We start from the raw sequence: 14,937 nt of genomic DNA on the forward strand, positions 1-14,937 counted from the left end.
GCAACTCTATCAATAGTTCCATAATAACCATTGATAGAGTTGCTAAATTCAAGATAAAAGATGTCAATGCTTTATTTTGACAAAGCTTCAGCACTACGTTTATCAATATTTTCTAATGCTTCCTCTAAGGATTTATCGTCGTTAAAGTATTGTTCCATCTCTTCTGTAATAGCGTCACGAACAGCAATTTTTGTACCGAGTACAATTGGATACGGTTGAGCATTTTTAAAGAAAGGTGCTAATTCTAAAAAGCCTTCAGGATGGACAGCTTCATTATGCCAAGCTGCCACACCTTCTTCCGTATACATATCGACACGGTTTGGCATCCAAAGTCCCTCATGAATAAGTTCTGTTTGATACTGTGCTGATGATAAAAATTTAATAAGTTCCCAAGCTTCTTCTGGGTGCTCGGTATTATTCCATGCAGCGTGGACATGTGCTTGCCCATGTGTAACTGCCTCATCTCCAATCTTAGGTAACGAAGCAACTCCTACTGGAAAGCCCATCGTTGCCAGTTCTTGTAATGCCCAGGACCCTTCGACGATCATAGCGACTTTGCCGGTCTGCAACATTTGCGAAGCATTCATTCCAATATTTTCTAACGTTTGAGCCGCTGGACTAGCACCATCCTCGTAACGTAACTGTTTCACCTTTTGCCATACATCACGTGTGACATCACTATTTAAGGCTACCGATCCATCATCTGCCCATACATCACCACCATTACCTAAAATCAATGGAATGTTCATGTAGAGAGTTTCTAACCCATACACACCAAATTGTTCGGTATCATCACCATTCTTAATCGTTAATTGACTTGCAACATCTCTAAATTCTTCCCAGGACCATGCATTTTCTGGATTACTGGGTGGATATTCGAGACCGGCGTCATCAAACAAATCTTTGTTATAATACAATACCGGAGACACCGTCGTACTACTTACTCCAAATACGCCGCCATCCACTTCCATAATTTGCTTTGATGAATCAATAAAATCATCTAAAGATAACTCTGGATCCTCACTTAACAGATCGGTAATCTCCATCAAAACATCCCTACTTTGAAAATCCCGATATTCTTCAGCGCCTAAAAAGAAAACATCCGGAGCAGAAGAACCAGCTAGCATCGTTAATAATTTGGAATGATATTGTTCATTCGGAACAGGAGTATACGTTACTTTAATGTTAGGATTTTCGTTCATAAATTGCTCCAGCCCATTTTTAACACTTTCCGTTTCTAAAGGACTCGCTTCCCAACCCATAAATTCAATTTCAACTACATCCCCACTTGATGATTCACCATCATTATCAGACCCTCCTGTTTCATCATCGTTACTACAGCCAACAAATAAGATAAGCAATAAGAATACAACACCAACTAACCAAATGTTTCTTTTCAACATCATTCATGACCCCTCCCAAATTTCACTTTTAATGAGGCAAAAACATTGAAAATAGAAAGCGCTTTCTTGAATACATATTAGCACCGCGTTTTCATTTTGTAAGTAGTTGAATTCCAACAAAAGGTGGACTTTTTTGACAACCTTAAAAAAATACCTTGTTCTATTAAAGAGTCAAACGTATTATAATATCTGTAAACATTGATATATCAATAATTAAAGGATGTTAAATTTATGGATTATATTAAAATGAATATTGAAAAACCTGCAAATTATATCTCAGGTGGACGATTTGTCACGAATGATAAGTGGCAACATGAGAAGAGGACAATTGATAGCTATGAAATGATTATCGGAGTCAATGATATACTTTACATTGAACAAGATGAGATTAAATACGAAGTAAAACCAGGTGAAGTGCTTTTTATCTTACCCGACTCTAGTCATAGAGGATATAAAACATGCAGTAAACATGTCTCCTTTTATTGGTTTCATTTTATAACAGATGAAATAGCTGCAGGCAAGACATTGAATAACACAGAAGTATTAAAAATACGTACCAATCCAGAAACAAGCCGGTCGATCAAGGATATTTATTTCCCTGTATATGGACAACTTGTCGCCGGTGAGCGCTTAAATATACTAGCAAATCAACTACTCGACGTAGATAATTCAAACTATTACACACGAATGAGTATGAACTACCTGATGACATCCTTATTGATCGAATTATCTGAACAGACTTTTGTCCACTCATCAAAAAGAGAAACATTGATTTCAGAAAATGACATTAATATCAATGAAATATTAGAATGGACAAGAATTAATGCCTTTGAAGGTATCTCTGTATCAGATATAGCCGATCGCTTTAATTACAACAAGGATTACTTATCAAGGTATTTCAAGAAAAAAACAGGTAAAACATTACAATCCTACATCCACGCCCTACGCATCTCAAAAGCAAAAGATCTTTTAGTAGGTACTAGGCAAAATATTCAAGTGATTGCGCAACGTGTCGGAATAGACGATGAAAAGTATTTTATGAGACTTTTTCGAAAATATGAAAAAATGACACCCACAGAATATCGCAAAGCATTCGTTAAAACCCATCTGAATAGAAAGTGATTAAACAGCAAAAGATAGTAATCCAATCTTAAATTTGAAATCCCTCACGGGAATTCTGCTCCTGTTAACAGGAATTAACCTCCGCTTCACGGGAATCTGCGCCATCTTCACGGGAATTAACATTAATTCCCGTGAAGCGAGCGATAATTCCCGTCTACAGTAGATCAATTCCCGTGAACAACACAACAATTCCCGTCAACAGAACACCTACAAACAAAAAAAGAGAAGGAGGCAAATCCCCTTCCCAAATTAATCCCGACTAAATAAATCCCTCGTATAAACCTTATCCCGTACATCCTTAATATCATCCGTCAATCGATTAACGACAATCACGTCTGCGATTTCTTTAAATTCAGCAAAATCTTTCACTACTCGTGAACCATAGAATTCTTCTTCTTTCATAGCAGGTTCATAGACCACGATTTCTACACCTTTCGCTTTAATTCGTTTCATAACGCCTTGGATAGCCGATTGTCTAAAGTTATCCGAATCGGTTTTCATTGTTAAACGGTAGATACCGACAACATCCGGATTTTTGTCGAGTATCGAATTGGCAATATGATCTTTACGCGTACGGTTCGCATCCACGATCGCTGCCATAATATTATTAGGCACATCTTCATAGTTTGCCAGCAATTGCTTCGTGTCTTTTGGTAAACAATAACCACCATATCCAAATGACGGGTTGTTATAGTGTGAACCAATCCGAGGATCTAATCCGACACCTTCGATAATTTGCTTAGCATTTAAGCCGCGTACTTCACTATACGAATCCAATTCATTAAAAAAGGCTACTCGCATCGCAAGATAGGTATTGGCAAATAACTTAATTGCTTCGGCCTCAGTGGAATCGGTAAAAAGGATGTCGATATCCTCTTTAATAGCACCTCCAGCCAATAATCCAGCAAAAACTTGAGCTCGCTCTGACCGTTCACCGACCACAATTCGTGATGGATAAAGGTTATCATACAATGCCTGGCCTTCACGTAGGAATTCTGGTGAGAAAATAATATTATCGGTCTTATACTTTTCGCGCAATTCTAACGTGTAACCAACTGGAATTGTTGACTTCACGATCATCACGGCATTTGGATTAATGTCTAGTACCGTTTCGATGACATTCTCGACACTGCTTGTATCAAAATAATTTTGATCTGGATCATAATTTGTTGGTGTCGAAATAATCACAAAATCAGTATCCTGATAGCCTTTTTCAACATCGGTTGTTGCAATTAAATTTAATTCCTTTGTTTCTAAGTAATGTTGAATTTCTTTATCGATAATTGGTGATTTCTTGTTATTAATCATCTCGACTTTTTCTTCAATAATATCTAATGCTACTACTTCATTGTGTTGCGCTAATAGGATCGCATTCGATAATCCAACATAGCCTGTCCCCGCTACTGCTATTTTCATTTTCTCTGTTCTCCTCCTTAAAATAAATCCTGAACTTTTTGATAACTTTCAATCGTGCCAATATCATATCTTAACCCTTCAAATGGAAAGGCATATACTTGTTTTTGTTGAATCAACCACGGGATAAAATACCCCGGTGCATCTGGATTATTTCCTTCTTGTAAATACTCGGAAATCAACGTTAATGTCTCTTGTTGATAAATATAAAAAGGTGGTACCGCTAAATTCGATTTCGGTGCTTCCGGCTTTTCTTCAAATGAAGTTACCACTCCACCCTCATTCACTTCAACAATTCCTGTTCTTTTCATTTCCTCGATATCGTTTAGTTCATGGGTCGTAATACTATCTGCTTGCACCCGATGATAAAAATCGACAAAATCAACAAGTTCAAACTCAAACAGATTATCACCAGCCAATACCATGATATCCTCGTCTACTTTTTGTTGCTTAATTACATATTCGATATCCGCAATAGCACCTAAGCGATTGTCATTGGTTGTGGTATGATCATTAATCACCGTGATCCGTATCTCTCCACTGTATTCTTTCGCCCATTCCTCAAAGCTTGGTGTGAATTTCTCATTGGTGACAATAAAAACTTCGTCAATCTCGGTTACTTTTTCGACCTTTTCGATAATATGATTTAATATCGGTTTTCCCGCCACTTCTAATAAGGGTTTGGCTTTATATTTCGTAAGTGGATAAAGTCGTGTTGCATAGCCTGCCGCGAGAATAATACATTTCATCTACTTCCCTCCACTACGTTTTCAAGTTATGGTAATCAACATACCAATCAGCAAAATGCTGTAGTCCTTTTTCTATCGATGTTTTCGGTTGAAAACCAACTGCTTTATGTAAACGTTCTGTTGATGCATACGTCTTAGGTAGATCTCCAGGTTTAACTGGTTGATATACTTTGATAAATTCTATATGGCTTCCCAACGTATTACTAAATGCCTTTTCTAATAATGTAATAAAATCCATTAATTTTTGCGGGTTATTATTCCCAATATTAAATAGGTCGTGTGGTACGTTACCACTTGGAATTCTTGGCACTACTTTCATAATTCCCTCTACGATATCGTCAATATAAATAAAATCACGATATAAGTCATTTTCAAAATCACCATTATTATATATTTGAATCGGTTCCCCTGCAAAATATTTATTCGCAAAAATATAGTAGGACATATCTGGTCTACCCATTGGTCCGTACACCGTAAAAAAACGTAAACCTGTCGTTGGAATTCCATAAAGATGACTATACGTGTAGGCGCTTAATTCGTTTGATTTCTTCGTTGAAGCATACAAAGAGATTGGATGGTCGACAACGTCTGTTTCTTCAAATGGAACTTTTTTGTTGGCACCATAGACAGAACTCGATGATGCATAAATTAAATGATCGACCGGATAATGACGGCAAGCTTCTAATATGTTGTAAAAACCAATCACATTGCTCTGCATATATACATCAGGGTTTTCAATTGAATAACGAACCCCCGCTTGTGCTGCTAAATTCACGACTACATTTGGTCGATATTCTGCAAAAATAGACTCTACTTTTGATTTGTCAGAAATATCCGCATGAATAAACGTAAAATTATTATGTATTTGCAAACTGTTTAATCGCGTCTCTTTCAATGTCACATCATAGTAATCGTTAAGATTATCGACGCCAACAACTTTCGCACCTTGTTCTAATAGCCGTTTAGATAGATGATAGCCAATAAAACCAGCTGACCCAGTTACTACACACATTGATATGTTAGGGTTATTCAAATTAAAAGTCCTCTTTTCCATACGCATTTAATATGGTGAGATATCACACTTATTATAGCACACACACCTATAAGAAACACCAACTAATGGAATATTCCCCCATTATATAAAGTTATATTAATCAATTATTATGCATTAGTTAATTATATTTGAAGACTAAGGAGAAAATGTAATGACACTAGTAATAATCCTGATTTTCTAACCAATTAGTGGAAATTTAAGGATTCTTACTTTTGTTTGTTGTAAACATAGAGGGTATAAATTTTCATGTGGCAAATCATGTATAGATAAACAGTAGGATACTTGATCATTTTATTAGACTGATAGTGAGGAGTTTAAGGAGTTGAACATTATCATTGGTTATTCACTTTTATATTACAATTTTTCAAGATTTTTTATTGCCAGCAAGAGGTTGACCCTTGATCAATTGATTATTTATCTTAAAAATTGTTACGATTGTCTAGTTATTGGTGGTACTTTAATTATACCAATAAAAATTATCTTCTAAGGATGTCACCAAAAGTTAGACTTTTGGAACACCCTTTTTTTACTTCCAACACTTAAAACTATACGTTAACCTTTCTTCATACAGAATTCTAAGCGTCTACTTTTCCGTTCAATAAACAGGGGTTAATGCTGGTTTTCCTTCTAGAACTTTCAACATATTTTCTACGGATAGTTTTGCCATCGCATTTCTAGTCTCTATGGTCGCATTACCAATATGTGGTGTAAGCACTACATTCTTCAGTGATTTCAGCTCGTCTGTTATATTCGGCTCAAATTCAAAAACATCAAGAGCCGCACCTGCAATTTCATTTTTTTGTATAGCTTCGATTAAATCAACTTCCTTAACGACAGGACCTCTTGATAAATTAAGGAAAAATGCTTCTTTTTTCATTTGTTTGAAATTTTCATTGGTAAATAGATGGAAGGTATCCTTGTTATAGGCAGTATGGACAGAAATAGCATCACAAGTGTGAAGTAACTCATCAAAATCCAAGTATGAAACTTCATATTCTTGTTCTATCTCAGGAGATTTTCTAGTTCTACTTGTATAATAAACCTCCATACCAAAAGCCTTAGCACGTCTTGCTACTGCTTGACCAATCTTCCCCATCCCCACTATACCAAGCTTTTTTCCCGTTAGTTCTCTTCCAAGAAAAAACAATGGAGCCCAACCATTAAAGCCTGTCGTTCTACACAATTGATCTCCTTCTGCAATGCGTCTTGACAATGCCAGCAACAAACCTATTGCCAATTCGGCTGTTGCTTCTGTTGACACCTCAGGAGTGTTTGTCACCATTATATTTCTTTGCTTCGCTGCAGCAACATCTATATTATCATATCCCGCACCAAAATTAGCGACCATTTGTAGATTTGGTGCTGCATCGATTACTTTCTTTGAAACCTTTGTTGAAAGTGGACAAAGTAGAGCATCGGCTTCTCTGACATTTGCTATTAATTCTTCTTCTGTTATCAAAACATCTTTATCATAAATGTTTACCTGATGATCAGAAAGTAAATCATACCCTACTTGAGGAATTTCCCCTGAAATAAATATTTTTGACACTATATACACATCCTTGCTGATTAAGTTAATAGTATTTTTCAGAAAAATTAAACAGGTGTTATGTTGATTCTGACAACCAAAAATCACTTGTAGTTGCTATCCATTCCATATAATCTTTAAAAGCTTCCTCCATACTATATTGCGGCTGGAAGTCAAGATCTTCATTCAATCTTTCAATTGCTAACATTCCTGCATCCACTGGAACAAAAAAATCTATATTCATATCCTCTTGTGCTGCAACTGAATAGGTTAAGTTTGGTATTTCTTGTTGGAGTAAGTCACACCATTGTTCAATGGTCCACTGGTGGCCAGGTCCAATGTTATAGATATCATATTGATAAGTATGTTTTTGTAAAAGACGCCAAATTACTTCTGCTACATCTCTACTATATACCCAATCTCGCACACCAGGTCTTGGCATCTTTATTTCTCGGTTTAATAGAGCATTTCTAGTTGCTTGGAAAGGACCAGAGGGAGTATGCCTGATCCCTGTATACCTTTCCCAAGGTCCAAATACCTGGCCCACTCTTGTAACCATCACTTCCATGCCGAATAATGTCTTATATCTTAATGCAGTACTCTCGGCTGCATACTTAGTAATCTCATACAAGGTTCGAGGAATTGGCACTGACTGTGTTTCATGCAAGACTTCATCTTCAAAGGCGGCGTCTCCATATACCGAAACCGAACTTATATAGATGAATTTTTTCACTTGGTGTCTCCTTGCCGCCTCCAGTACTTCAATCGTTCCCATATAATTAACATTAGTGATGTGCTTGCTGTTCGCCTTTTCTTGCTTAAAATCAGGTGTGATGACTGCCCCATGAATCACCATACTAATATCATATTTTTCCATTACATCATCTAATGAAGTGGCGTCTAATACATCCCCCTCCATAAATTGATATGTACCTTGCCTTCTTTCAAACGAAATTTCTGCTTCTTCCGGAACAGGAAATGTAGCATAATTTACTACATTAAGGTTCTCATCCAGCAATTTTTCAATAATATTAATACCAACAAATCCTGATCCACCAGTGATTAAAACAGCCATAAAACCTTCCTCCTTACACCTTATTATTTGTAAATTGAATCAAAATCTATCTGGAAGTTAACGTTTTAGATATTACTTGCTCATTTATTTTCGCAGAGACACTTATCGCCGTATGATATAACAATTCTGTTCCTTGCGCTAAATCTTCATAACTTGCAAACTCTGCAGGATTATGACTAATCCCGTCCTTACACCGAACAAAAATCATTCCGATATCACATGTATTTGCCATAACCACTGCGTCGTGGAATGGTCCGCTTACCATTGTTGGACTCTTCCATCCTTTTTTCTCGCTTTCGTCTACCATTATATTCTGGATCCATTCAGCGCAGCTTACTGGATCTAGATTTGTATCTTTTTGGATGTGATATGTCAGATGACAATCTTTCGATACTTGGTGAATCATGGAACGAATTTGTTCTTCTATATTATTTCGTCTTTTCAAATCAATATCGCGTAGATCGATAGAAAAGGCGACTTTCTCCGGAATTATATTAGGAGAATCCGGGAATACTTGTAAACTACCAACGGTTGCCACTGTTGGAGTGTGAGGATCGTGTCTTACAATCTGATTGATCTCATCTATCATTCTAGATGCTCCTAACAATGCGTCCTGACGCATATCCATTGGGACGGACCCTGCATGACCTGCAAATCCTTTCAAAGTCACAGTCAACCACATTGGTCCAGCGATGGCTGACACGATTCCGACCGGTTTGTTTTGCGCCTCTAAAGATGGGCCTTGTTCAATATGCATTTCGAGAAACGCCCCAATTGCACCATCAGGATAAACCACTTCATCCAATTTATCGGGGTTACATCCAAAGTCTAATAAGGCTTGTTTTCTGGAAATTCCATCTTTATCCTTACGTTCTAATTCTTCTGGATCTATTTGCCCCACCATTGCTCTGGAACCGAACACACCTTTCTTAAAACGCCAACTTTCTTCATCACAAAAGGACACTACTTCTATTGGTGATGCTGGTACTACATTCTGTTCTTTCATGGTCATAGCAACTTCTACGCCTGCTAATACGCCTGAGGTACCATCAAACCGCCCACCATATGGCTGGGAATCAAGATGAGAGCCAATCATCAATATAGGTGCATCCGGATTTTCCCCTTCTAATCTCCCGATAAGATTTCCTGCATTATCTATTCGTACTGTCATGCCTGCCTCTTGCATCCATTTAGAAACAAGCTGGAATGTTTCTTTCTCAATCTCTGAAAGAGCTGGACGACATAAACCTGTTTCACCTATTTTTCCGTATTCTGATATTATTTCAAAGTGTTCTTGTAAACGCCTTTTGTTAATTTTCATTACACTACCCCTTTATCATTTGTACGAATGGAATCATATGCTGCTCCATATGGCTTGGATTCTATAAATTGTCCTTGCCCGAGATGTCCAATATATTTGTCATCCTTCACGATATGCTCACCGCGCAAAAAGACATGTTGGGCACTACCTTCAATAGTAAAGCCTTCGTAGAAGTTATAATCACTTCCTTGCAATTGTGTTTCGGCTTTGATCGTATGTTTTTTATTGGGATCAAATAAAACAATATCTGCGTCGCTACCGACCGAAATAGTACCTTTCTTCGGAAATAATCCCATAAATTTCGCTGGATTAGTAGCTGTCAATTCCACTAATTTTTCAATTGTCATATTTTCTTTCTTCACACCATAGGAATATAACATTTGAAGCCAATTCTCTATTCCATTCCCGCCATTAGGAATTTTGGAAAAGTCATCGATTCCTCTATGTTTCTGTTCTTTATAATTAAATGAACAATGGTCAGTACCGATTGTCTGTAATGTTCCATCTGCAATAGCATTCCATAACTTCTGCTGATGTGTCTTCTCTCTAAGAGGAGGTGAACAGACATATTTTGCACCCTCAAAACCTGGTAGCTGAAGATAGCTATCATCTAAAAACAAATAATGTGGGCAAGTTTCTCCAAAGACTGCTTGACCATTCATCCGTGCTTTTCGAATTTCTTCAGCTGGTTCCTCACCAGATACATGTACGATAAAAATTGGCGCATCTGTTATGTTAGCCAAAGCTATAGCTCTTCTGGTTGCCTCTGCTTCGATTTCGATAGGTCGTGTAATCGCATGATAAAAGGGTTCCGTTTTACCACTTTTTACATATTCATCTTGTAATATAGAGATGACATCTCCATTCTCAGCATGAACCATTACTAACCCGCCCACCTCTTTCGATTGCTTTAACACACGGTAAAGAGTTGCGTCATCCACCATTTTGTCATCTTTATAGGCCATAAATAGTTTAAAAGTGGTAACACCTTGTTCCACCGCGGAAGGTATTTCCGCGATGATATCTTCATTTAAATCCGTAATCGCTATATGCAAGCTATAATCTATTGCCGTATTGTTATTCGCATTTTTCTTCCATGTATCAATTGCCTCAGTTAAGGTTTTTCCTTTTTCTTGAATGGCAAAGTCTACTATCGTTGTAGTTCCACCTACCGCTGCTGCAATGGTCTCGGTTTCCCATGGCATGGAATAAGTATCAGGACTTGGCATCGACATGTGTGTATGCTCATCAACAGCACCAGGGATGACATATAAACCATCAGCATCGATGAATTCTGCTTTTACTGCAGCAAATTCACCTTTTTTACCGATTGCTTTTACGATCTCATCTTCAATTAAAATATCGCCCTTATATTGATGAACAGGTGTTACAATAATGCCGTTTTTTATTACTTTTGTAGTCATATGAATGAATTCTCCTTTTTTCTAAGACTTCAACCTCAGATTACTTCCCTATCCTTTAAAGTGTTTGATTAAATTGTGTTAGTTTTGTAATTCATCTGCCGTAATTAAGTCTGGAAAAACTTCTTGTAATAAACTAAAATCATGATAAGATGTCACTTCTGGTTTTGACTGAATATTTCCTACTCTCATAAAGTAATCCATAATCCCTTCACTATTACTTTCATTCCAATACGTGTTATCAACTTCCATGGAATAGACGTTACGATTCATAATTTCCTTTAACTCACTTTCACTTAATCTCAAGATAGGAGCGAGAGTGGTTATGGCATCTTCTCTATTTTCATTAATATAGTCTGTTCCTTTCTTTAATGCACGAATGATCGCCTTAATCGTATTCGGATTTTCCGCTAAAAATTCGTCGGTAGCCATCAAAGTAGAATGAACACTTAACCAGTTAACATCTCCTTTTAATTCTGGTAAATTACTTTCTCTGCCACTAAGAATAAATTCACCACCTGCTTGTGTTCCCTTTGTGATAAATGGTTCCCATGCAGCTAATGCATCAAGGTCACCTCGTTGTAATGCTGCCAGTCCATCACTTGGACCAATATTAACGAAATTGATTTTGTCGACATCAACATCAAGCTCTTCCCCCATGCTTTCAATGGCATATCTCACTTCTGCTCCATTGGGCATTCCAATAGTTAAGCCTTCCAAATCTTTTGCACTTTCTAATTCAAGATTTTCCGATCCGACCATTGCCTGTGTTCCTGCCATTTGGTCTAACACCGCTACAACATTAATCGGGACATCCGATGATTTTAGCGTAATCGATAGAAAATTGGACATAAGACTTATCGGAGCACTCCCCCCGGCAATCATCGATCCCATTTCCGGCCCATTTTCAATTAAATGATTCGTTACGTCCAAGCCTTCTTCCTCAAAATAGCCTAATTCATCTGCAATAATCTGTGCTGCAGATATTTGTGGATCACGTACACCCATTAGGGTTAATTCACTCATCTCGAGTTCTTCACTTTCTTCCTGATCCCCTGGTGGTGATTGCGCTTCAGAGGTATTGGTATTATTACTACAAGCCATCAACGTCATCATCACAATAATTATCAGATATTGCCATTTTAAATTTTTCAACATAAACCCTCCATCAATATTCAGAATTTTCTGTAAATTTTAATTAAAAACTATCCTTCTATTGCTTCATTTGCTCCACCTTGACGCCAAAATAGAATTCTCTCTTTAATCTTTTTTATTAAATAAGCAAATATGCTATATTCTATACCTATTAAGATAATCGCCACAAACATATTGGATATTTTAAAATAGTTTCTTGCATCCACAATGATATATCCTAGACCTGTTTCAGCTCCCATCATTTCAGAAACAACAAGTGCAGAAAATGAAAGACCTAAACTCACTTCAATTCCAACTAAAATATTCGGAATAGCTGAAGGTATGATTACTCGGGTAAATATTTGCCTTTGATTGGCGCCTAGACTGAGCGCTGATCTTACTAAAGTGGAGTTCACCGATTTTAAACCGTCTAAGGTGTAAATAAACACTGGAATAAAGGTAGACCAAGCGATTAGCAATATTTTCGGAAACTCACCAATTCCAAACCAAATGATAAAAAGTGGAAGCAAGGCTAAAGCAGGTATAGGTCCAACCAAATTAATAATGGGAGCTACCCAATTTTCCACCACTTTAAATTGGCTCATAATAACACCAACAGCTATTGCAAAAATACACCCCAAACCAAATCCAACTAAAATTCTAAGTGTGCTGGCAATAATACTGCTTGTAATGATACCTGTTTGTGCTAATATCCAGCCATCTTGCAAAATGAGCGTCGGTGGCGGTAAAAAGAGAGGATTAATCCAATTAAAATCTTGATTTATTCTTCCAAATGCTTCCCATACCAGAAAAAATAGGATAATAGGCAAAGCTTTTTGTATCATAATATTAAAATTATTAGGTTTTTTCTTTATTTTTTCTTTTTTCGATACTGGCCCTGCATTTATCACCGTTGATGGTTTCATATATTCCCCTCCTTAATCTCTAATGACTTGCATTAATTCTTCTTCACCCATCAAAATTTGTTCAATCTCAGTCATTAACTGACTAAAACGTGGGTGTTCATACATTCTTGGATGGTCAATTCCTACTTCAAAATCACCTGCAACCTCACCGCCTTTCATGACCACTACTCTATCCCCTAAATGAATAGCCTCACTAATACTATGGGTTACAAATATCACCATTGGATGTAGCTCTTGACATATACGAAGCAATTCTTTACGCATAATATCACGTGTTAATATATCAAGTGCTCCAAAGGGCTCATCCATTAATAAAATATCTGGTCCACTCGCAAGCGCTCTGGCAATACCAACTCGTTGTTTCATCCCACCAGAAAGTTCATCAGGATAATGATTCTCATACTCTTCTAATCCTACTAAAACTAGATATTCTCTTGCTTTTTCAATAGCTTTTGCTTTTTCTTCTCCTTGGACGTTCAAACCAAATGCTATATTGGTAATCACGTCATACCAAGGAAAAAGAGCATGGTCTTGAAAAACGACTCCACGAGCTTTTGAAGGACCATCAATAGGAACGCCATCTACTTTTATTGCACCGGTATCTTCTTTCAAAAAACCAGCTACTAAATTCAACAATGTAGATTTTCCACATCCACTATGCCCTAAAACACAGATAATCTCGTGGGGGTTTATTTGAAGATTGACATTTTTAAGAACTTCCTTTTCCCCAAATGATTTATTGACTTCTTCAATTGTTAAGTTCATTCGTCATTCACCTCTCCTAACCTTTTAATGTTTTCTTTTTATGTCTTATTGTCTGACATATTAATTTTCAATGCTGATTTTAAACATGTTCCAATATGTCACCAATCTTCTGAATATGCAGTCTCATATATCGTTCTGCTGATTTTTCATCTTTTGTTCTGATTGCTGCCACTATTTGTTTATGTTCTGTTACGATCTCTTCTATTCTTCCAGGATAATAAATCGTTTTTTCCTGCAATTTATTCATAATCTCCTCTAAAGATTTAATAATATTTAACATCACTTGATTCTGACTAATACGCGCTAATGTGATATGAAATACAATATCTGCCTCAGCTGCTTGATCAGGTTTTTCAATCATCCAATCAATTGTTTTTTCTAACTCATCGATATCTTGTTCATTTGCTCTTTTTATGGCAAATTGAACTACTGATGTTTCTAACACTTCTCGCGTTTCAAGTAAATCATATAGTGCATCCTTTTCCGCTTTAGGTATATAAATATTTGCTATATCTTCAAAAGTTACCTTTCGAATCGTAGTTCCACCTTTTTTACGTCTGTTTATATATCCTGTACTTTCTAATATTTGCATCGCATCTCTAACTGAACTCCTACTCACACCAAACATTTCCGCTAACTTTAATTCGGACGGCAAAGACTCTCCAGGTTTTAATTCTCCATCGACAAGCCGCTTCCTAATTTGAGTAACAATAGTCTGAGAAATCTTCTCCACAGTCACCGTCTCAAAACTCATCCCATAACCACACTCCTTCTAAAATTAAGTCTGACATAACCCTTTCGATACATATTACTTTACAAAGAAAACACTTATAAGCCTAATAACCTGTAATAAAAACTAACACAGTTTTTTGTAAGTTAGAGAGACAGTCTAATTGAGCTTTTGCTAAACGAGGAAATAAAAATGGCACTTTAAAGTTAGCAAAAATGGTGAAATTGAAGTACCTTGCAAAAAATATTCAAATATGATTACAGATATCAAATTGAACCCTTATATCCAACCTATTC

The 14,937-nt window shown here is 36.7% G+C and carries 13 protein-coding genes; 1 reads left to right on the forward strand and 12 read right to left on the reverse strand.

The genetic code is table 11. The features are described from left to right. Window positions 1-71: 71 nt before the first annotated feature. Window positions 72-1,406 (reverse strand): ABC transporter substrate-binding protein, encoded by a 1,335-nt coding sequence (locus BN3107_RS15690; protein ID WP_058308567.1) that lies wholly within the window; start codon window positions 1,404-1,406, stop codon window positions 72-74. 228 nt (window positions 1,407-1,634) lie between these two features. On the opposite strand from BN3107_RS15690, the gene BN3107_RS15695 reads away from it, so the two are divergent. Beyond that, complete coding sequence (locus BN3107_RS15695) at window positions 1,635-2,525, forward strand: AraC family transcriptional regulator (RefSeq protein ID WP_058308568.1); 891 nt, start codon at window positions 1,635-1,637, stop codon at window positions 2,523-2,525. Window positions 2,526-2,774: 249 nt separating this feature from the next. Here the strand turns inward: BN3107_RS15695 and BN3107_RS15700 are convergent, their stop codons facing one another. The 11 genes from BN3107_RS15700 to BN3107_RS15750 all read right to left on the reverse strand — a co-directional run bounded on the left by BN3107_RS15700 (window position 2,775) and on the right by BN3107_RS15750 (window position 14,665). Continuing rightward, complete coding sequence (locus tag BN3107_RS15700; protein ID WP_058308569.1) at window positions 2,775-3,941, reverse strand: nucleotide sugar dehydrogenase; 1,167 nt, start codon at window positions 3,939-3,941, stop codon at window positions 2,775-2,777. 17 nt (window positions 3,942-3,958) lie between these two features. Next, the gene (locus tag BN3107_RS15705; protein ID WP_058308570.1) at window positions 3,959-4,687 is read right to left on the reverse strand and encodes a nucleotidyltransferase family protein; all 729 of its coding nucleotides are present in this window, start codon (window positions 4,685-4,687) and stop codon (window positions 3,959-3,961) included. 13 nt (window positions 4,688-4,700) lie between these two features. Next, window positions 4,701-5,699 (reverse strand): SDR family NAD(P)-dependent oxidoreductase, encoded by a 999-nt coding sequence (locus BN3107_RS15710; RefSeq protein WP_231735439.1) that lies wholly within the window; start codon window positions 5,697-5,699, stop codon window positions 4,701-4,703. 637 nt (window positions 5,700-6,336) lie between these two features. Continuing rightward, on the reverse strand, window positions 6,337-7,290 hold the full coding sequence (locus BN3107_RS15715; protein WP_222860162.1) for a 2-hydroxyacid dehydrogenase family protein: 954 nt from the start codon (window positions 7,288-7,290) through the stop codon (window positions 6,337-6,339). A gap of 58 nt (window positions 7,291-7,348) precedes the next feature. Further along, window positions 7,349-8,344, reverse strand: coding sequence for an NAD-dependent epimerase/dehydratase family protein (locus tag BN3107_RS15720; protein ID WP_058308572.1), 996 nt, complete (start codon window positions 8,342-8,344; stop codon window positions 7,349-7,351). Window positions 8,345-8,390: 46 nt separating this feature from the next. Then, window positions 8,391-9,665 (reverse strand): M20 family metallo-hydrolase, encoded by a 1,275-nt coding sequence (locus tag BN3107_RS15725; RefSeq protein WP_058308573.1) that lies wholly within the window; start codon window positions 9,663-9,665, stop codon window positions 8,391-8,393. After that, a complete protein-coding gene (gene hydA / locus BN3107_RS15730) occupies window positions 9,665-11,089 on the reverse strand; it encodes a dihydropyrimidinase (protein WP_058308574.1) in 1,425 nt (474 codons plus the stop codon). Before hydA ends, BN3107_RS15725 begins: the two co-directional genes overlap by 1 nt. Window positions 11,090-11,167: 78 nt before the next feature. Beyond that, window positions 11,168-12,244 (reverse strand): ABC transporter substrate-binding protein, encoded by a 1,077-nt coding sequence (locus tag BN3107_RS15735; RefSeq protein ID WP_058308575.1) that lies wholly within the window; start codon window positions 12,242-12,244, stop codon window positions 11,168-11,170. A 47-nt stretch (window positions 12,245-12,291) separates the two neighbouring features. Beyond that, window positions 12,292-13,146, reverse strand: coding sequence for an ABC transporter permease (locus BN3107_RS15740; RefSeq protein ID WP_058308576.1), 855 nt, complete (start codon window positions 13,144-13,146; stop codon window positions 12,292-12,294). Window positions 13,147-13,158: 12 nt separating this feature from the next. Further along, complete coding sequence (locus tag BN3107_RS15745; RefSeq protein WP_058308577.1) at window positions 13,159-13,911, reverse strand: ABC transporter ATP-binding protein; 753 nt, start codon at window positions 13,909-13,911, stop codon at window positions 13,159-13,161. 79 nt (window positions 13,912-13,990) lie between these two features. Next, on the reverse strand, window positions 13,991-14,665 hold the full coding sequence (locus tag BN3107_RS15750) for a FadR/GntR family transcriptional regulator (RefSeq protein ID WP_058308578.1): 675 nt from the start codon (window positions 14,663-14,665) through the stop codon (window positions 13,991-13,993). Window positions 14,666-14,937 lie beyond the last annotated feature (272 nt).

The organism is Gracilibacillus massiliensis (assembly GCF_001458115.1).
GTDB classification, from domain to species: Bacteria; Bacillota; Bacilli; order Bacillales; family Amphibacillaceae; genus Gracilibacillus; species Gracilibacillus massiliensis.